Here is a 17751-nt window from a genome sequence, read left to right on the forward strand (position 1 = left end):
ACGTTCATTTTGAAAAATTAAATTCAATCATCTTCTGATTTTTTATATTCATCATTTGAAGCTTTTCTTTCTGCCGAAATTTGATCGAGTGTTTTGAGTTGTATATTTAAATTTGGTGCTGCACTTGGTGAAATTTGATGTGTAATTTCGAGATTTCCTGAACAAGTGAAACCACATTTAAAATTACTACACTGAAAATATAGAATTCGAAATAGTGGATGAATATTTTTACTCGTTCGAATTGACATACTTGATGTGCAATGCGGACATTGATGATTACTCTTTCTCGCCATGACCATTTTCAACACAAATATTTAACCCATTATAAATAAATTGGTGAAATATTTGTTCTTTTTCTTTAGTTTTTATATCATTGCCTTGAATTTTTCCGTAGAAAAGTTTTATGCACAATTTAAAATGCAAATGTTGCTTTAAGCTATTAGCAAAAATAGGCAAATATGATCAGATTGAGATTAAATGCCCACGTTGTAAAACTTTAAATGAATTTCAGAGCACCTTGAGTGCCTTACCTGAACGCCCAGAGCGTCACATCGAAACAGGTAAGATCGATGACAAACATTTCTGTAATACCGCAATACAATCCTAAAAGTCATAGCTTCTCAGGTTGGCTGGGTGGAAAATCACAATTAGCACGAACCATTATTGACATCATGCCCGAACATAAAACATATGTTGAAGTATTTGGGGGTGCAGGTTGGGTACTGTTTAAAAAAGACAGAGTCTCCTGTTGAAGTAATCAATGACATTAATAATGATCTCATCAACCTATATCGGGTGATCAAATTTCACTTTGATGCTTTTCTAAGTGAGTTTGAACATTCATTCTTTTCACGTACGTCATTTAATGAGATGAAAAAAAATAATCGTGGTTTGACTGATATTCAACGTGCAGCCAAGTTCTATTATCTGATTCGTGCTGCATTTGGTTGTCAGTTGGATGGATCTTTTAGTTATAGTCGTGATCGTAAAAGTCGGCTAAAACTGGGCCAAGATCTGCGTAAGCATCTACAGTCGATTCATGATCGTTTGCAAAATGTTGTCATTGAAAATGCCAGTTATGATTATATGCTTAAACGTGTCGATGGTCCTGATACATTATTCTATTTAGATCCACCCTACTGGGACTGTGAAAATGTCTATGGCAAAGGAATTTGGTCAAAACAAGACTTTTATGATTTGAAAGATTATCTAGATAAAATTCAGGGTAAATTTATTTTAAGTTTGAATGACACACCTGAAGTTCGAGAGCTTTTTAAAGACTATAATATTCAACATAAGAAAATACGTTGGTCTGTCAATAATAAAGCAGCACATGAAGAACATAATGGGAATGAGTTAATTATTACCAATTATGTTCTCAATGAAAATTAATTCCTACTGAATTTAAAATATGAAAGGGTCATATTTTAAATTTGACCCTTTTTTTTAATTATCAGCTTTTACTTGCTGTAACATATCTTTTTTTGCATTCAAACGTGGATATTCACGATCTAATGCTTTTTGAGCAGCTAGTTTTGTTTTATAAACTCTATCTAAAATTTTGACATTTGATTGATCCCCAATCGTCAAAATCTGTCGTTTTGTACTACCTTTATTTGTATAAAATGTTTTTAATCCCGTATAGGGTTTAATTTCTAGTTCGTTGTGTGCTGTGAACTTACCCGTTTCAACATCTAATAATGCGTATTCACGGTCTAAACGAGCCTGTGCTCCATCTTTTGTTTTATATAAATATGTGAAATGTTTAGGGTTGGATTGATCACCTTTTGTAAGCTTTTCAGCTTTACTACCATTTTGATAATAAACAACAACTCCTGTCCATTTTTTATCTTTTTCTACCTCAAACTGATCTTCAAATAATTCTGAAACATCATCTGAGTCTGGAGTAAATACTTCTAATTCTAGATCCGTTGTATAACCACTATCTGCATGTAGTTTATGTACAACTTTTGTCCCTAGCCAATGGATTTCATCAATTTCTGCTTTTAACCCCCAAAATAAAAAAGTCATTTCAGGAACAAGATCAGGTTCACCATATGCAAGACTATAACTAAAAGAAAATGCTGATCTTTTAAGTTTATTCAGTTCTGCTTTAGCTGCTAATGTAGCAGACTGTTTATCCTGGTACACATGACGTAAAGTTTTGATATTTTGATTACTCGCATCCCCATATTTAACTTCAAGTTTTTTTGCTAAAGTTGCATCATAATAAAAAGCTTGTACTGCAGATATATCATCCCCACCTGTTACATCAGACCAATAATGTCCGTCCCCTTTATTTCTTGTAATATAATAGGGCTCAAACTCTTGACCTGAAATTGTTTGCCCCTTACCCATTGGCATAAATAATAAAGTACCATTTTTAACAGTTGTCAATGCGTCATGCTCATCTGCTAAACGTGTCAGTAAATTTGCATCTGATTCATTTTGTACCAAGTGAACCACTTTATGTTGCGCTAAATCTTCATGCACCATCACATCTAAGTTATGTGCTAAAGCAATCGTTTCAATGATTGCTTGTAGTGTTACATCACTAAAACTACGTTCTTTTTTTTGTTTTAATGATGTTTTTAAATCTGCTGAAGTAGCTTGAATTGTTAATGTGTCAGGTGCTCCAGAATAGTTTCTTTCTTTGACTAAGTATTTGCCTTTGTAAACTAAGCCTGTATTACTCCATCCAATCCATGCTTCAATTTCAGCTTCTTTAGGTGGAATTTCAAGTAAACCATCATAATCAGATAGTTCTATTTCAATTGAATCTGCCTCTAGACCTCTATTATCCGTAATAGTCATACTAAGTAAACGGTTTTGCAAAGGTGTACCAATATCTGTTCCATTCACGACCAAACGATAAATTGGTTTTGGATAACTATCTAGGGCATCGGCAACACCATTTTTTACACCTTTTGCTGTTTCAATAAAGTTCATAGAATATTACCCACAATATTACCCAAGACATTTCCAACCAAGACACCTGCCGTTTGGGTTTTAGTCAGTTTGAGCGAAAATTCAACTAAGCGTGGTTTGCCATTTTTAAAGAAATAAGTTTGAGTTTCATCAACTGATTCAAGTACCCACATGCCATAAATTTTTCCACTTCCTCCAATCAATGGGAATGATTTTCCTGTATCTCCCATTAACCGCAGAGCAGTTAATGAGAGCTGTGAACCAAACTCTGGAACAATAGATCCATCTAAAGTAATACTATCCTCACCTTTACCTGTATATTGATATGCAGGGGATGTTCCAAATCGACTGTTGTTTGCATGATTCCATGAAGTACTACGCTGCAAACTTTGATATGTTGCTGTGGGTATTGAAAAAACAAACATACCGAAGATCATCATCATTATTATTTTTCCTATTCAAAATCTTTAAAACTGCTACGAATACGGGCTTGTTTTTGTTGATCCCGTTTACTCATGATTTTTTCAATCATATTTTGCAGTTCTTGGATATTTTGTCCGGGTTGTGCGTGAATGTGCATAGTGATGGTGTCACCTGCAATAGTGATACCTTGCCTTGGTGAACTTGGACTGAGCAAAGCAGGAGCTTTCGGTCTAATCTTTTCCAATGCAGGAGCAACATCAATTTTTTGAATTGCAGCAGCTGCATTTGGGTTAAATACTTCAAGTACTTTGACAAATTTATCTTTGAGACCAGGGAATCCAGTTTCCAAACCTACGCCAATTCCGCTCATGATATGCCCACCCATTGCTGCCATCACTCGTGAAGGACTATGGATATCCATTTTCTGTTTCATAAAACTTGGCATATATGCATTAATTGTTCCCCACAGTCCTTTTAATTTTTCAAATCCAGTTTTGATCCCCTCAATCAATCCATCAATAATATTTGAACCAAGATATTTCATGCGGTTATAGAGACTAGATAAAAAACCAAATACCGCATTAAATGCATTTGTTATATAAGGCAAAATAGGGAGTGATGAAAAGATATTACAAATGCCCTGCCATGCTAATAAAACAATAGTTTTAATGCTGTTCCAAATACTGAACACCACATTTTTCGTTGTATTAAATCCATTGCCAACCAACAACATAATGAAGTTAACTGCTGTACTTGTTGCTGTACTGACAGATCCCCAAATCCCACTAAAAAATGCACTGATACTTGACCAATTCGCAATAATTAAACGAGGAATACCAATGATTGGCATAAGTAGATTCAAAATCGGGTTTTCAGCGAATACTGTGTCAATACTTTGAATAATGCTTTTGATAAACATGACACCCGTATTAAATGCATTTTTCACTCCATTCCATAGATCTATAAAAAATGCTTTGATCGGTGCCCAGTTCTTATAAATGACATAGGCTGCAACACCAATGGCTGTAATTAATAAGCCAATTGGGTTCATCATTAATGCTCGCCCAAGCCAAATAAAGACTCGTCCTACTGTTAATAATCCTGTTTTAAGTACATTCATAATGGCAGGCGCAGCTGCAAATACTCGCGATAAAACGGTTGCACCAGTTGCAGTACTTGCCATCATTAATCTTAGACTGAGCATGCTGAGAATTAGCGGTGAAAAAATAAATAATGCACCACCAATCGCCAATAAGCTTGTAGCAATAACAATTAAACCTGTGCCCAGAGCTTTGGCTAATGCAGGGTTCTTTTCCATCCATCCTGTAAATTTTTCTAAAGCATTAGCTGCCATGTCTAAAGCTTTGACATAAATTGGTAAAATAGTCTGACCAAAACGTAAATATGCATTATTTAGTTTTGCTTTTGTTTCTAGTTCTTGTCCTGCTGCTGTATTTCTAGCTTTATCATAAAGTTGATCAACATTATCAGCACCTGCATTCATTTTTGCACTTTTATTAATAATGTCTTGTTGTAAAAACATGTCACCAAATAAATTTGATGCAGTTCTGTTTGTAAAGATACTTCCGATTGCATCTAGTACAGCACCTTTCTCTGTAATTCCTTTTTTAGCTAAAGTTGGTAGAAGAATTTGCTCCATCCATGCAAATTGGTCTTTTTTAAAGATGTCTGCACCTTTAATTGCTCCTACATCTAAGAATGAAATTTGACCAGACTTATCATGTTTTAATTTACTTGGATCTTCAATTAAACCTAGTTTCAACATGTTATTTGCGGCACGCTTGGTGGTTCGACCCTGATAAATATTTTGATATGCAGACATTGCAGCAGTACCATATCTAAAACCACCCCATTCTTGAACAATGGACTCCATTTTGTAGTACAAGGCTTCATCTGAAAGCCCTTTTACAGCAATACCCCCTGTTTTAATTGCATTCAACCATTCGCCACCTTGTACACGTCCACCAGTTGCAGTAATAACTTGTTGAATCTTATTGGCTTGATCATTAAATGTTTTTTCACTCTTTAAACCACCACGCAGCTCAATAACTTTGAGCATATCCATAAACGCACGTTCATTTTCTTCACCTTTCTCATGACCAAACATCGCTTGGTTACCAAACTTCATTTTTGCCAATGTTGGTGCAACCATTTCAGCATGATGCAAGTCGGAAAAAATGGTCATACCATCACGGACTAAAACCATATTGTCATAAATAGATGTACCAAATGTTTTCATTCCCTGAGCGAATTTAATTGCTTGTTTACTGGTTTTTTCACCCAAACCTAATGCATGAATACGATTTCCTTCGACATCGACTCGTTTAGATTCTTCGATCGGTTTTCGCATTGCATATAATGCCCCTGCTCCACCCATTGCTGCAGTCATACCACCCATTGCTGCAGAGCGTAAACGTCCAGATGTTCGTTCATAGTTTTGCTGCATCTGTTGCATTCGTTTTAAACGTTGTTCTTGCTCAAGCATAGATTGATTGGCTTGATTCAGTTGATTTCGTAAACGTTGCTGATGTTCCGCCAAGCGACTGGTTGAAAGCCCTGCTTGGTTCATCTCTGTCCGCATACGTTGTAGTTCTATACGGTTTTTTTCATATTCTTCTTTGAGCTTTCGGGCTTTCGCAACAGACTTATCAAAATCACGTGTCAAATCTGCAGATGGATTTGTTTTCATCTGCTGTCGTAAGTTTTTAATATGATTTTGTAAGTCTTGAAGGGCTTTAGCTTGGTCTTGAACAGCTTTTTTTTGTTTTTGATAGCCGTCTATTTTCTTCTGTTGATCGTTAAGCGCACGGATCTCATCTCTTGTTTTTTTTAATGCCTTCGCAGCAGCATTACTGCTGCTGAGAATGGCTTTGAGTGCAGGACTTAAATTATTTTTTGAGCCAAAAATGACTTCTAATTTTAATTGCTTCATTCGGCATCTGATCCATTTCGTTCAATGGCTTTTTGATGCCATTGCATCAATTCACTGAGGGACATATCTTCAAAGGCTTGCGGTGGCCAGTGAAAAACCACCGCAATATTTGCCATCGCATCTTCTACTGTTGGAGTGCAATTTCCGCACGTACTGATTTCGGTTGCAAAAAAGTAATGATTGCACCACCCATTTGGATAATGTCGACTGGATCAATGAGAGTGTCGAGCTGCTGTTTAGTTAAGGTTGGATTTGTTGTACACAAAGGCAATAACGTACAAATAGAGTTCACATCGCCATTTAAAATGTCTGCAATACGCACTTTACGCAAAGCAGTAACGGATGGTTTTCGTACCTCTACTGATTTGATTTCTACCCCTGCTAATGTAAATGGCGAATCTAAAGTCACAACTTCAATATCTGAGTCTTGTTGGATTGATTTTAAGTTTTCGATTTGTTCTGGGGTTCGCATCGCAAATTCCTTTAATTAAGTTTTAAAAATAGAATGTAAAAAAGCCTTCTGCAGTACTTAACTACAGAAGGATAGGAAAACTAAAGACCAATGTTGGCGCGATGTTTTTCGAGTAAATCGACACCGTTGACCTTTTCGATCATGTTTGGAATATCAATTTCTACAACAACAATGTTGTCGATCGTCAATTTGTAATATGACCAAATTGTTTTAATCGTTTTTTCAGTGTCATCACCTGGTTTTTGATTACCAAAATCAATTTCTTCATGACGACCACGCAATGAAATTTCGAGTGAGCTGGTTTCACCTGTATCATCACGTTGATATGAACCTGCAAAACGTAAACCAATGGCATCAACCGTTGCTGCACCCCATTGGCTCAGAACCAATGGATCAATACCACCTAATTTCCAAGTGAACTCTGAAATATCATCTGCAAGACCTGCGTCCCATTTGATGTTTCCATTCATACCACCGCCACGCCAGTCTTCAAACTTACGTGCGATCTTTGGAATGGTGACTTCGCCTGTTTGACCTTGGTATGAGTTACCCTCATTAAACAGGTTCATCATTTTTAATTTTTTTGGTAAAGCCATGTGCTTTGTTCCTTATTTTTATATTTATTTTGGCTGTTTAAGCAGTCATACGTGATGCAAAGTCTGCTAAGTAGCGGTCAGTGATACGTTGGCGTAAGGTTAAGTCTTCAAGCGGTGGTACTGGGGTATAGTCATAGTCCAGTAATAAACGCCCTGATTTAAGAGATTCTTTGCTGTTTACTTCTGGATCAAACCAACATTCGCCATCAATGATGTAACCTTGATTTTTTAGACTACGGAATTTGGCGTTAATCCCTTCGACAATGTCTTTTGCAAGGCTTGGATGAAGCGGTTTATCGGCTGCCCACATGTGTCCTTCAGCCATCGTGTCAGCAAGGATCTGCGCTGTACGAGTATAGTTTTCAAAAGCAAATAATGGGTCAACTGAACAGGTACGAGAACCCCAGAAGCGAAAGCCTTCACGCTGAATGAGTGTAGTGACTTCGTTTGAGTTTAAATAACCTGCATCTGTGTCCATGCTTTGAAGTAGCCAGAACACATCTTTTGAAATACCTGTTACACCGTTGACAGGGATGTTTGATAAGGTTTTATGCCAACCGATTTCGTTGTCAATCTTTGCTCGTAAACCTAATGCACGTGCAGTCGCATCAAATGTTGTGGTTTTTGATTCAACTGTGTCCCACCCCAAAAAGTCTGGCCAAATGCACATTGTCTCACGGCTGCCAATAGCATCACGATAGGCTGTCGCTTCTTCTTTTGTTTCAGCACCAAAGCAAGAGATGTAGTTAAATGCACGGAGATTTTCAGCAATTGAACCCAAAGCCGTTGCTACTGGTGCTGTATCTAGACCAGGAACACCTAAAATACGTGGGCGTACTTTTAGGTTTTGCTCTGCTGCTAGTAAAGCTTTCATGCCTGTATAACGACCATTTTCTACGCCACCAATAATCGCTGAGTTTTGTTCTGCTTCAGTCGTTTTTTGATCGACACGAACAATAACTGTAACAGCATTGGTCTGGTCTGCAATCGCTTCTAAAGAGCGTGCTAAAGTACCTTTTTCACCTGCTTTGTTTAATGCAGTTTTAATATCGGTGGCAAGAACTGGTGTGTTAAGTGGTAAAGCTGCTGCATCTGCATCTTCTGCAGTTGCTACTAAGCCAATAACAGAAGTTGAAACTGTGCGAATTGGGCGTGTACCTTCATTGAGTTCATAGACTCGTACACCGTGATGATATGAATCTGTAGCCATAATAAGCCTGTGATCTGTTGTTATGTTTTCAGATCACAGGTTTGCAAATTATTTTTTTATTGTCAGCTTGTTTGAGTTGTATTATTGAGTTTTACAACAAGCTAAATTTTAAAAAGGCTAAAGTATATTGATTAAATTAAAATTTAATCAATTAGTTGAAACAATAAGGATAGACAACTTAAATTGTAGTTATAAAAGTCGAAGGATTTACATAATAATTCAAAGGTGACGGATAATTAGTAGCACCCAACCTTGCTCTGCAACCAATACTAAAAATTACATCACCACCTAGATTAGAAAATGCATTCTTATATTCACAATTTATCATACCTTTTTTAGATTCAACGTTTAATAATGCTGCATTTGATAATGTAGTATCATGATCAAATACTACATTTTTATAAATATATTCTGCTGTGCCGATTGGTACTGATATATTTACTTTATTATGTGCTATGACTTTTGAATCAATGACTTCTAACTCTTCAAAGAAAGATGCATCTGCTCTAATATGAACTTTGCCACAATTAGTTATACGCCCTTTGTATGCATACTGACTAACACCAGATTTGAAACCTCGACCAATAATATGTACATAGCCAGCTACATCAATATTTTCAAGATGGTAAGGTGCTGTTCTACCAAACTTATCTGCATTGTCTAATAAAACATTAGATAATGTTAAAACTTTAGAGTTTTGCGCTGAAATATTTTTTATAATCACACTTCGTGGGGCTACCATTTTAGAATACGGTGTAACTGCATAACCATACAGAATTTGCATATCTCCTGTACATTCGATGCCATCGATATCTATCACATCAAAAAGTCGTCTAGGCATTGTATAAAAATCAGCAATTGGTGCTGCACCAAATGATAAAAATGAAATAGACTTAGTTTTTATATTTCTTGCATAGAATTTACCAGAGGCAAAACAGAGATCGCCTCGCACAGAAACATAACCATGCAAATTAATATCTTCAAGTGATAAATTACGCCCATTGAAAGCAATATCTTGAATCTCACAATTTTCAAATTTAAAGTTATTTCCCCAGTGTGAGCCAGCTTTCTTCATTTTCGAATTAAATACAAAAACATTTGCTGCATGCCTTCCATCGAGCTCCGTTCTACACTTCGCTGCTTTAAAATCATAAATAAATGTGTCACAGTTGTATCCAACATTTATTCCGTATCCATAGCCGTCATACGTTGAATCCTTAGCTGTACCATAAATTTTGCAGTTATTTGCAAGAACAGAAAGTAATGTCTTAAACTGACTTGTTGTTGATACAGATCCAATCTTCATCACAGTTGAATCACGTTTAATAATAATTTGTCCTGCAGAAAAATCACCTGCACCAATTGTTCCAATGAACCCAATATTAATCGTAATTTCAGCTTCTTCAGGAATAATTTCTACAGTTGTGGAAGTATCCTTTGTCACATTAAAACTCATATCTAACTCAGGACTTATGTGCCCATCGCTATCTAAAACGTAAAATGTCGTATTTTTATAATATGGAATGTTGGTTGGTGGATTATATCGTTCAGTCAAAATATCACTATTTGAACTAAATCTAACATATTTACCAATTGCAGTTGTAGGTAAGCCAGCCACAGTTGAAGATCCTTCTGTAAGTCCACTTAAACTAGCCAAATCTATAATTTGTGGTATTTTTTTTGTATCAATATAAAGTGCTGGAGCTAGATCTTCAGAAGCTGGAAAAAACAATCCAGCAATATCACACGGGTTATAGACATATACCTTTTTTGTAATGTAATAACCTTTGTTTGACTCACCAACAATTCTTAAATTATTTGTATAAGCAAAATTAGCACATGTTTGAAATGCATTTGAATCATCAGTTATACCATCCCCTAGTGCTCCAAATTGCTCGGGTGATACAATCAGTCCATCTGGTTGTAATAACCATTCATTATTTGAACATTTATAAGTTGCACTTCCGTTACTATTATTTGTATCAGAGTAATATTGTAAAATTCTTACTAGTCGCCCTTCGACTTTTTCAACACTCAATAGATCTATATAGCTATTTTTAATTGAAATTTTTGTATTATCTGCATAGTTTTTAACCTCAAGCTTTGCTTCTTCTAGAGATTGTATCGTTGCCATAACGACAGATGCATCAATTTGTAGTTCAAAATTAGCTGTATTATCAATTTGTAGAACGATACGAATCGTTTTAATTTGTGCTGTACCTTGATCTGCTGACGGCTTAAAAGTGGGTGGATAGTTTGCATAAGCAACCATTATATTACCAGCCCAAAGCCCAACTTCACGAATATTGAAACCACCAACAGCACTTGGAATAACAGCATCTGCTTCTAACCAATTTGGATTGTTTGAAGATGGTGCAAGTCTGTTTAACTCAGTTTTATAAATTTCATTCACTAATGTTTTGAAATTAGCATTCGGCTCAGGTACTTCCCCATTACCATCACCAAATGACATGTGCGTAATTCCAAGTTTTGTGCCATTTTGTATTGCTTCTCTTAGTAAGTTTAAGCCATCTTCAGTAAAAAGAGAGTGATATTGTGCTGCCATATTTTTATGCTCTATTTTGGATAAACTGTTGTAATTTCATGTTCATAAAATCCGAATGCTGAATGAATCAAAGAGTTAGGATCATCAACTTTTGGATAAATCGTTATATCTTCACCGTCATACATCGCTGCTGCGACATTTGTATCACCATTAACTGCAATGACATTGATTTCAATGCCTTTTAATTCACGAGTCAGCGGTTTTGCATCATTTAAAAGCTCTACCAAAGTTTTATAAGTTTTTTCAGTTAAAGCTTTTGAATTTGTATCAATTGTGATTTGAAACGTACCTGGTGCATTCATCGGACTTTCTTGCCACCATTCATGAATGGTTAATGAATACCCAAAACTTTCAACAATTTGACGTAATGCAAAGTTGGTACCTTTGTATGTATGTACTTTGATGCTGTTTTTAATTTGCGTTCGTTTGACTTCATCTGGCCAGTCATCTTGCCAACGATCGACCGAAAACTGCCACGCTAAAATAGATAAAAAATCAGAAGGTGCATCATCGATACGAATCAATGATGTTAAATCTGTGTTGAGATCCGTTGCTTTTGATGTCGTTTCAACGATTTTATTCTCAAAATCAGTCGCATTAGAAGGAAGTAAATTCATCATTCATTCCTTACGCTGAGCTGAATTTTTGTGCATGATGCAGCTTGAAAACTGTTGATATGTAGCTCTGCAACAGGCTGTAAAAGCTCGACACGTTCAACACCTGATACTTTTAATGCTGAATAAATATCTGAAAAATAAACCCCTTTCCCAATTCGTTTAGCTTCTTTTGTATAAGCTTCAATATTTCCTGTAGCAGCAGCAAGTACTGGATCAGTTTCAGGAACATTTTTGGTGACGAGAACAGCCTGCACTTCATAACTGATAATTTCAGCAGACTGTACTTGTACACGATCCCCAGTAGGTCTTTTTTTGTCAGCAGATACATACTTCAATACAATGTTGTTGAGTTCTTCGGTTGAAGCGTTTGTTGGCGTATCACGTTGTAGAATCGTCAAAAGTGCATGTGCAGGTGCAGGTGATGAACATTTAACATCTGAGACACGCCCATCTGCACTGAGCGTATGATATTCATATGACGACTCAGGTCCTGCTGTCGACAATGCATCTAATTTCTTTTGAATACGATAACGAAAATCGTTGTCTAATTCATACACTGCAGGAATAGGTGGAACAACACTCAAGTCAGCAGCTGTAACAATAAGTCGTTGTACATCAAAGTTTGCACCCCACACGTCTAAGTCAGTACCTTTTGCAAATGCCAACTGTGTTGCTAATGCTTTTTCATTGATTTTTTGTCTAAGGATCATTTCTCGGTATGCATTTTCTTGTAAGTACTTATGCAGCGGATCTGACTCACGTTGAAGTTGCATGCGGATAACAGTTTGCTCGTCTTCAGAGTAAAGTGAAATCAAATATTCTTTTCGTTCAAACAAAATTTTTTCATAATCAATCTCTTCAATAAAATTTGGCTTAGGTAAAGATTCAAAGTTTACACTCACGCCTTCGCCCCCATATTTAATGGAATTCTTAAATTCATTTGTTCGCCTGAAACTGTTGAAAAAGCTTCAATGTCAAAAACAAGACCTGAATCTTTGACACTCGACATCACAATCGAACTAATACTGACACGGTCTTCCCAACGAGAGACCGCTGTATAAATTGCGCTGTAACATTTCAAAACTAAACTGTCACTAATTGGTTGATCTAACAATTCAAAAATGAGTGAACCGTACTCTCGACGCATAATACGAGAGCCAATTGGAGTCGTAATAATGTCATCTAGCGACTGTAAAATGGATTCTTGTTCATCCAGTAGTGTACGCCCATTATTTTTATTTATCATTTTGGCTTACCTGTTTCACCACCCGAATCACCAGGATGAGTATGATTCTTTAGACTCGTATTTCCTGCTCTTACATCTCCATTAAGAGAATCAATATTCCCATCCGCATATAGTCGTCCTCTAATAATTGTTTCTGCAAAACTTGCGTCACCTTCGGATCTCAATGTTCCACCAATTTTTGCGTTTTCGCTTATTTGGATTTTTCCATTAATTTGAGTATCTCCATTTACTTCTAAACCGCCATCCATTGCATTTAATGTCACACCGCCAGTAGCATTAACAGTAACACCGCCAGTAGCAGTCAGTGTTACAGTACCTGATTCTGGTAAAACAGCTTCTAAAGCATGTTCTTTTGTATCATAGCTAATCATGCAACCATCTGAAAAAATTGTGATATTTTTATTTAAATCTTCAGAAATTGCAGGAAACTCTGCATTATTAAAACCGCCAAACGCAACGCCCATCTCTAAAACACCATTTGGACTGAATACAATCACTTCCTCGCCAATGCTTGGTGGATTCCACGTTTGATCATCTCCTGATCTTAAATTTAAATAACGGATTTTTGCAGTCGTAATCTCGCCTAAATTGACGGTGACTGTTAAAAAAGGTTTAGACGGATGAATCGTCTTGATTATTCCTATACGGATCATATTTTCAAGACGTTGATGTATTGATAAGCTCATGCTGCAATCGTGGCGCAGTCTTTTTTTTATTGCATTTGAAATTAGTTGTATTATCTCTATTTACAACTTATAAAGATGCAATGTGATGAATTACTTCATCTTCGATCATACGAAACTCTTGTTCTGTAAAGCCTAATAATTCTCGACTTACGTATTTTACAGTAGGACCATCCTTGTTAACTTTATCTTTTAAACCATAATGATGAACTGCAGCAATAAATGCCACTCGTCCTGAAAAGCCAATAGCTATGCCCTGTGGTGTAGTTTGCAGACGCATATATTTGGCATTTTTAATGACATTGAACATCTTATTTTTGATTTTATTTTTTTTATCCCTGAGATGGTTTTTCCGAGGAACATAAGTAGAACCATCTGGGTTTTGTTGTTTAGTGATCCTAGTCTTTTGAGTTACCCGAAGTTTTCGCCCAATCTTTGAACCTAGCTTACGACGTTCAGCCTGACTCAACTGATTGAGCATGGTACCTAAATGTTCTGCTAGATATTCAAGTTCAGCCATTTAAAAATACTCATCAATCGCAGGTCGTGACATCCATTCTGCTAAAACATTTCCAGATTTATGATCGATCATTTTAAACAAAGTTGGATCTGCTGCAGTGTCGTACTGTGGTTCATCTGGAAATATGACATCTAAAGTCCCGTCATCCTTACGTTTAACAATGACTCGTTCAGTGATTGAAAGTATCATCGATAGATCAACAGTATTGTTATCTAATAAAACTGTTTCAAAATTGAATGCATCTTTATTTTTTTCTAAGTTTGCCATTTGTTCATGTTGATTTATACGCATCCAGTCCAGCAGTGGAATCATGACTGCGTCTAGATCACCTGCGTACTCTGTCAGAATAAAGTTGAGTTTGTACTCATATTCAAATGAAAGTCCTGCTGCTAAAGTGCATCGGACTTTGCCATTTTCTGTAAAAATCAGCATGCGGTCAGGATCACGCTGTAACTCAGTTACAGCGTTGATCATGTGAGTTCGTAAACTTTCAGGTTTTTTCATGTACAGTTTGAACTCCATAAATTGGTTCTAAGTGAGCACGTTCTTTTAGGAACTTCGCTTCATAACCTAGTTTTTTATAGTTTGGTCCATTGTATAGACGAAAAACCGTGTCCCAATCTTCTTTTTGAAGTGCAGGCAATAAGCCTTTTTTGGTTTCAATGAATCGGATGAATGCTTCTAACTGTAATGACTCACTGGTTTGCATCTGTTCAACAAATTCATGAATAGACTTGTAACCTAGATCTTGCCAGTTTTCACCCATAATCTGAAACTGACCCCATGAGCAGGACATAAGCGCAGATTCTTCGTGGATATTTTTTGCAAGCGATAATCGAGTATATTCAGCTTCATTACCTTTGTAGCCACCTTTCGCAGAATTGACCAAATTTGGAAGCTTTTTCATTTGCTCGTTTGCAAATGCTTTACCTTTGAATTTAACTAAATGAGCATACATTTTATGGCGTTCAAATAGAATTTTGGCTTTGCCATTATTTAAAAATCCAACGCCTCGAGCTTCGGTTGCACCAAATGCACGAATGTTCAATTCAGGTACATTTAAGCGAAGGGCAGCGGATTTATAATCACTATCTTTTAAGAACTTAGAAGTATTTCCACCGAACAAAGCGGTTCTGGTTTTATCGCCAACCTTACCATCTGCAATTAATCCAGATTTTTTTTGAAACTGAAGTACTGCATATTCAGTGTTAAATCCAAAATGCCCATCGACAACCAACGGCTTGCCCTTTGGATCTGTATAGCTAAGTTTTACCAATTGCTTTTGAATGATAATAACGGCATCACCCTTTCCACCAAATTTAATAATACTCATGATGCACTCCATATCATTTTTGCGACATTGCCTTTTGATTTATAAATAATGACTGCAAGTAATACAGCAAATACAGCATCCCAAAGCGTTACTGGATCTTTGAAATATAAAATATGTACGCTTTGCCCCATAAACGATGCGATCAAAATCGTGGCTAAAACAGAAAACCCTGGTCGATGACGCAAGCCGTTTGAGTTGAAGCAAATAATGCGTAAACCACAAAATAAATAAGCGATGAGAGCCACCGCTTGAAATAGAATTTCGATCATGATGTACCTCCACCACGAAAAAATTTGTTAATGATGTCGCTTAGGTTGGACTGATCCACCCAAACCATAATTTTTAAAATAATTGGTAATGAGAAAATCGCTGCAACCATGCCTGCGGTTGCATCATTACTGATAAATGTCCGAGCAATAATTTCAGGTGTAAGCAAGTAACCAATGCCTGTCGCTAAAATCATTGTTGATAATCGTTGTAATGGTTTTAAATCTTTTTTTGTCGTTGCAAAAAGTGCTGCGCCAAAGACTGCACCCAATAAAGCATTACCGTTGATAAACGGTAAAAGGGATGCTGCACTGAGTGTAAGTGCTGTTGCTGCAGCTGCTGTAGTTGGTTCTGCCATTTTTTATTAATCCCAGAGCTGAATGCTTTGTTTTATTTGTTGTGGTGTTTCAATATCGGGCAGTGTGATTTCTGTTCCCATCGGAATAAATACACCGAAGTCTGCAAGTTTTGGATTCGCTTCTAAAACCAATTCGACTACACCAGAACTGCGACCGTATTCACGCCAACAGATCGCATCGACAGTGTCATTTTGTAGAGCGGCGATTGTTTTCATATCAATTCCACCACAGTATGGTTTTCGCCTTTAAGTTGCTGAATTGCCCATTGCTTGTTGCGACGATAATCATCAACTGTGCATTCAGCTTGCTCAGCTTTTTTTACACCAGTATTTGAACTGTCATAATTGCGATAATTTTCATTGATTTTTGCTGCTAAACCATTCGCGACAGCAGAAAGATATAAATAATCGGTATCAGGTAAATCATCGATCATTGTTTTTGATAAATCTGACAGCTTTTCAACTTGGGTTTGCAATGAAATAAGCAAACGATTTACATCGATAACTTCTTCGATAATGACTTGTTTAAGTCTGTCGTTGGTGACGACCCCATCAATACGCACAATTTTTCGGATGTGATCAAGATCAATACTCGGATAAAACGGGTCACTCTTGATAATGATTTGGCTTGGTGTTGTATTGCCATTTGCGACGAATCCCATGCTATCCCCTGCCGTTGTTTTTATTGAATATTTAGTGCACTGGTGGGAACAATGGCATGGAATGTGTATTACTTTGTAATGACATCACCATTGTTCGCCAGTGCGGTGCGTGGGCACTCTTATGATGGAGACTGATCTCCAGCATTTGGTTAAGTACTTTTTTCTGATTCGCCGTTTTCTTCTAAATCAGGCTTAGGTAAACGATCTGCAAATTTATCAAGAAATTTCTTGGTTGCTTTGAGTTCGCTCAAGGCTCCAGACTTTTCATCTAATTCAAATGCAGTGGTTAAATAAACCAATGCAGATTGAGCATGTACGAGATCTGCATCACTTGGTTCGTCTTTGCTCTGAATCAATTTGACTGTTGCTTTACCTAGAGCCAAATATAGTTTTGCTTTTGCTTGACCAGGCATATCCAATACTTTTGCATCTAAATCGGGATTTAGAATCAATTTTTCAACTTGTTGGATAACCGTAATATCAACAATAGCATCGGTTTTCAGTTGTTTTAAAAACACTTCTGCAATGGTTTCTACAACATACGTTGCTGTATTGCGTTTGAATGAATCAGGCATGATCATGTTGTGACGTAATGCAAATTCAGATAATTGCAAAGCCTTAGCATAATCACCAACATCGATGTACCAAACCAAAACTGTCATAAAGACTTCATCTTGAATCGATTTATCAGCTTCAAGAATTCCTTCAATATATGGCAGATGATTTGGTAATAAAGCTTTTTTTAATACCACTTTGGCATCAGTCGCTTGGATCTGTTTAAGTCGTTGGCGGTCATTATTGAGTTGCATCATTTGCAACTCAAATGCCGTCATGTCTTGCATTGCACCAAACTCAGCAGCTTGTTCAGCTGCTGCACGGGCTTGATGCTTTTTGAAATGTTGACGCGCTAATGACAT

The 17751-nt window shown here is 36.7% G+C and carries 22 protein-coding genes and 1 pseudogene; 2 read left to right on the top strand and 21 right to left on the bottom strand.

Annotated features, from left to right (window positions below; translation table 11 throughout):
• Nucleotides 1–23: 23 nt before the first annotated feature.
• Nucleotides 24–293: an ogr/Delta-like zinc finger family protein gene (locus C9E89_RS09515; RefSeq protein ID WP_107008179.1), complete on the bottom strand. Its 270-nt coding sequence runs from the start codon at nucleotides 291–293 to the stop codon at nucleotides 24–26.
• A 110-nt stretch (nucleotides 294–403) separates the two neighbouring features.
• Between C9E89_RS09515 and C9E89_RS24145 the strand changes: the two genes are divergently transcribed.
• Both C9E89_RS24145 and C9E89_RS09525 read left to right on the top strand, forming a co-directional pair.
• Complete coding sequence (locus tag C9E89_RS24145; protein ID WP_107008176.1) at nucleotides 404–607, top strand: Com family DNA-binding transcriptional regulator; 204 nt, start codon at nucleotides 404–406, stop codon at nucleotides 605–607.
• A pseudogene (locus C9E89_RS09525) lies at nucleotides 570–1392 on the top strand (DNA adenine methylase). The gene C9E89_RS24145 and the pseudogene C9E89_RS09525 overlap by 38 nt, the downstream one beginning before the upstream one ends.
• A gap of 54 nt (nucleotides 1393–1446) precedes the next feature.
• Here the strand turns inward: C9E89_RS09525 and C9E89_RS09530 are convergent.
• The 20 genes from C9E89_RS09530 to gpM all read right to left on the bottom strand — a co-directional run bounded on the left by C9E89_RS09530 (nucleotide 1447) and on the right by gpM (nucleotide 17751).
• Nucleotides 1447–2949, bottom strand: a complete 1503-nt coding sequence (locus C9E89_RS09530; RefSeq protein ID WP_107008175.1) for a contractile injection system protein, VgrG/Pvc8 family — start codon at nucleotides 2947–2949, stop codon at nucleotides 1447–1449.
• A complete protein-coding gene (locus C9E89_RS09535) occupies nucleotides 2946–3371 on the bottom strand; it encodes a phage tail protein (protein WP_107008174.1) in 426 nt (141 codons plus the stop codon). The genes C9E89_RS09530 and C9E89_RS09535 overlap by 4 nt, the downstream gene beginning before the upstream one ends.
• An 11-nt stretch (nucleotides 3372–3382) precedes the next feature.
• Nucleotides 3383–6304 carry a phage tail tape measure protein gene (locus C9E89_RS09540; RefSeq protein WP_107008173.1) on the bottom strand — a complete coding sequence of 974 codons (2922 nt, stop codon included), beginning with the start codon at nucleotides 6302–6304 and terminating at the stop codon, nucleotides 3383–3385.
• Nucleotides 6301–6420, bottom strand: coding sequence for a GpE family phage tail protein (locus tag C9E89_RS09545; protein ID WP_107008172.1), 120 nt, complete (start codon nucleotides 6418–6420; stop codon nucleotides 6301–6303). Before C9E89_RS09545 ends, C9E89_RS09540 begins: the two co-directional genes overlap by 4 nt.
• Before the next feature lie 8 nt (nucleotides 6421–6428).
• Nucleotides 6429–6776 carry a phage tail assembly protein gene (locus C9E89_RS09550; protein WP_107008171.1) on the bottom strand — a complete coding sequence of 116 codons (348 nt, stop codon included), beginning with the start codon at nucleotides 6774–6776 and terminating at the stop codon, nucleotides 6429–6431.
• Between the two features lie 80 nt (nucleotides 6777–6856).
• Nucleotides 6857–7372, bottom strand: a complete 516-nt coding sequence (locus tag C9E89_RS09555; protein ID WP_107008170.1) for a phage major tail tube protein — start codon at nucleotides 7370–7372, stop codon at nucleotides 6857–6859.
• Between the two features lie 37 nt (nucleotides 7373–7409).
• The gene (locus C9E89_RS09560; RefSeq protein WP_107008169.1) at nucleotides 7410–8582 is read right to left on the bottom strand and encodes a phage tail sheath protein; all 1173 of its coding nucleotides are present in this window, start codon (nucleotides 8580–8582) and stop codon (nucleotides 7410–7412) included.
• A 178-nt stretch (nucleotides 8583–8760) separates the two neighbouring features.
• On the bottom strand, nucleotides 8761–11148 hold the full coding sequence (locus C9E89_RS09565; RefSeq protein WP_107008168.1) for a phage tail protein: 2388 nt from the start codon (nucleotides 11146–11148) through the stop codon (nucleotides 8761–8763).
• Nucleotides 11149–11159: 11 nt separating this feature from the next.
• A complete protein-coding gene (locus tag C9E89_RS09570; RefSeq protein WP_107008167.1) occupies nucleotides 11160–11765 on the bottom strand; it encodes a phage tail protein I in 606 nt (201 codons plus the stop codon).
• A complete protein-coding gene (locus C9E89_RS09575) occupies nucleotides 11765–12667 on the bottom strand; it encodes a baseplate assembly protein (RefSeq protein WP_107008166.1) in 903 nt (300 codons plus the stop codon). Before C9E89_RS09575 ends, C9E89_RS09570 begins: the two co-directional genes overlap by 1 nt.
• A complete protein-coding gene (locus tag C9E89_RS09580) occupies nucleotides 12664–13011 on the bottom strand; it encodes a GPW/gp25 family protein (RefSeq protein ID WP_107008165.1) in 348 nt (115 codons plus the stop codon). The genes C9E89_RS09575 and C9E89_RS09580 overlap by 4 nt, the downstream gene beginning before the upstream one ends.
• Nucleotides 13008–13697 (bottom strand): phage baseplate assembly protein V, encoded by a 690-nt coding sequence (locus tag C9E89_RS09585; protein WP_107008164.1) that lies wholly within the window; start codon nucleotides 13695–13697, stop codon nucleotides 13008–13010. The genes C9E89_RS09580 and C9E89_RS09585 overlap by 4 nt, the downstream gene beginning before the upstream one ends.
• A gap of 67 nt (nucleotides 13698–13764) precedes the next feature.
• Nucleotides 13765–14214: a phage virion morphogenesis protein gene (locus C9E89_RS09590; protein ID WP_107008163.1), complete on the bottom strand. Its 450-nt coding sequence runs from the start codon at nucleotides 14212–14214 to the stop codon at nucleotides 13765–13767.
• The gene (locus C9E89_RS09595; protein ID WP_107008162.1) at nucleotides 14215–14718 is read right to left on the bottom strand and encodes a phage tail protein; all 504 of its coding nucleotides are present in this window, start codon (nucleotides 14716–14718) and stop codon (nucleotides 14215–14217) included.
• Nucleotides 14705–15547, bottom strand: coding sequence for an N-acetylmuramidase domain-containing protein (locus C9E89_RS09600; protein WP_107008161.1), 843 nt, complete (start codon nucleotides 15545–15547; stop codon nucleotides 14705–14707). Before C9E89_RS09600 ends, C9E89_RS09595 begins: the two co-directional genes overlap by 14 nt.
• A complete protein-coding gene (locus tag C9E89_RS09605; protein ID WP_107008160.1) occupies nucleotides 15544–15816 on the bottom strand; it encodes a phage holin family protein in 273 nt (90 codons plus the stop codon). Before C9E89_RS09605 ends, C9E89_RS09600 begins: the two co-directional genes overlap by 4 nt.
• A complete protein-coding gene (locus C9E89_RS09610; protein WP_107008159.1) occupies nucleotides 15813–16172 on the bottom strand; it encodes a putative holin in 360 nt (119 codons plus the stop codon). The genes C9E89_RS09605 and C9E89_RS09610 overlap by 4 nt, the downstream gene beginning before the upstream one ends.
• Nucleotides 16173–16178: 6 nt before the next feature.
• The gene (locus C9E89_RS09615; protein WP_107008158.1) at nucleotides 16179–16388 is read right to left on the bottom strand and encodes a tail protein X; all 210 of its coding nucleotides are present in this window, start codon (nucleotides 16386–16388) and stop codon (nucleotides 16179–16181) included.
• On the bottom strand, nucleotides 16385–16834 hold the full coding sequence (locus tag C9E89_RS09620; protein ID WP_107008157.1) for a head completion/stabilization protein: 450 nt from the start codon (nucleotides 16832–16834) through the stop codon (nucleotides 16385–16387). The genes C9E89_RS09615 and C9E89_RS09620 overlap by 4 nt, the downstream gene beginning before the upstream one ends.
• 149 nt (nucleotides 16835–16983) lie before the next feature.
• Entirely contained in the window at nucleotides 16984–17751 is a 768-nt protein-coding gene (gene gpM, locus C9E89_RS09625; protein ID WP_107008156.1) for a phage terminase small subunit, read from the bottom strand.

Origin of the sequence: Acinetobacter sichuanensis (assembly GCF_003024515.2) — a bacterium.
GTDB lineage: Bacteria > Pseudomonadota > Gammaproteobacteria > Pseudomonadales > Moraxellaceae > Acinetobacter > Acinetobacter sichuanensis.

Coding starts and splice junctions, on each gene's coding strand:
- C9E89_RS09585 (WP_107008164.1), bottom strand. CDS start 13,697: ATGAGCTTATCAATACATCAACGTCTTGAAAATATGATCCGTATAGGA.
- C9E89_RS09600 (WP_107008161.1), bottom strand. CDS start 15,547: ATGAGTATTATTAAATTTGGTGGAAAGGGTGATGCCGTTATTATCATT.
- C9E89_RS09545 (WP_107008172.1), bottom strand. CDS start 6,420: ATGGCAAATATTGCGGTGGTTTTTCACTGGCCACCGCAAGCCTTTGAA.
- C9E89_RS09620 (WP_107008157.1), bottom strand. CDS start 16,834: ATGGGATTCGTCGCAAATGGCAATACAACACCAAGCCAAATCATTATC.
- C9E89_RS09555 (WP_107008170.1), bottom strand. CDS start 7,372: ATGGCTTTACCAAAAAAATTAAAAATGATGAACCTGTTTAATGAGGGT.
- C9E89_RS09550 (WP_107008171.1), bottom strand. CDS start 6,776: ATGCGAACCCCAGAACAAATCGAAAACTTAAAATCAATCCAACAAGAC.
- C9E89_RS09515 (WP_107008179.1), bottom strand. CDS start 293: ATGGCGAGAAAGAGTAATCATCAATGTCCGCATTGCACATCAAGTATG.
- C9E89_RS09590 (WP_107008163.1), bottom strand. CDS start 14,214: ATGGCTGAACTTGAATATCTAGCAGAACATTTAGGTACCATGCTCAAT.
- C9E89_RS09565 (WP_107008168.1), bottom strand. CDS start 11,148: ATGGCAGCACAATATCACTCTCTTTTTACTGAAGATGGCTTAAACTTA.
- C9E89_RS09570 (WP_107008167.1), bottom strand. CDS start 11,765: ATGAATTTACTTCCTTCTAATGCGACTGATTTTGAGAATAAAATCGTT.
- C9E89_RS09540 (WP_107008173.1), bottom strand. CDS start 6,304: ATGAAGCAATTAAAATTAGAAGTCATTTTTGGCTCAAAAAATAATTTA.
- C9E89_RS09530 (WP_107008175.1), bottom strand. CDS start 2,949: ATGAACTTTATTGAAACAGCAAAAGGTGTAAAAAATGGTGTTGCCGAT.
- C9E89_RS09580 (WP_107008165.1), bottom strand. CDS start 13,011: ATGATAAATAAAAATAATGGGCGTACACTACTGGATGAACAAGAATCC.
- C9E89_RS09605 (WP_107008160.1), bottom strand. CDS start 15,816: ATGATCGAAATTCTATTTCAAGCGGTGGCTCTCATCGCTTATTTATTT.
- C9E89_RS09535 (WP_107008174.1), bottom strand. CDS start 3,371: ATGATGATGATCTTCGGTATGTTTGTTTTTTCAATACCCACAGCAACA.
- C9E89_RS09610 (WP_107008159.1), bottom strand. CDS start 16,172: ATGGCAGAACCAACTACAGCAGCTGCAGCAACAGCACTTACACTCAGT.
- C9E89_RS24145 (WP_107008176.1), top strand. CDS start 404: ATGCACAATTTAAAATGCAAATGTTGCTTTAAGCTATTAGCAAAAATA.
- C9E89_RS09595 (WP_107008162.1), bottom strand. CDS start 14,718: ATGAAAAAACCTGAAAGTTTACGAACTCACATGATCAACGCTGTAACT.
- C9E89_RS09560 (WP_107008169.1), bottom strand. CDS start 8,582: ATGGCTACAGATTCATATCATCACGGTGTACGAGTCTATGAACTCAAT.
- gpM (WP_107008156.1), bottom strand. CDS start 17,751: ATGTCATTAGCGCGTCAACATTTCAAAAAGCATCAAGCCCGTGCAGCA.
- C9E89_RS09615 (WP_107008158.1), bottom strand. CDS start 16,388: ATGAAAACAATCGCCGCTCTACAAAATGACACTGTCGATGCGATCTGT.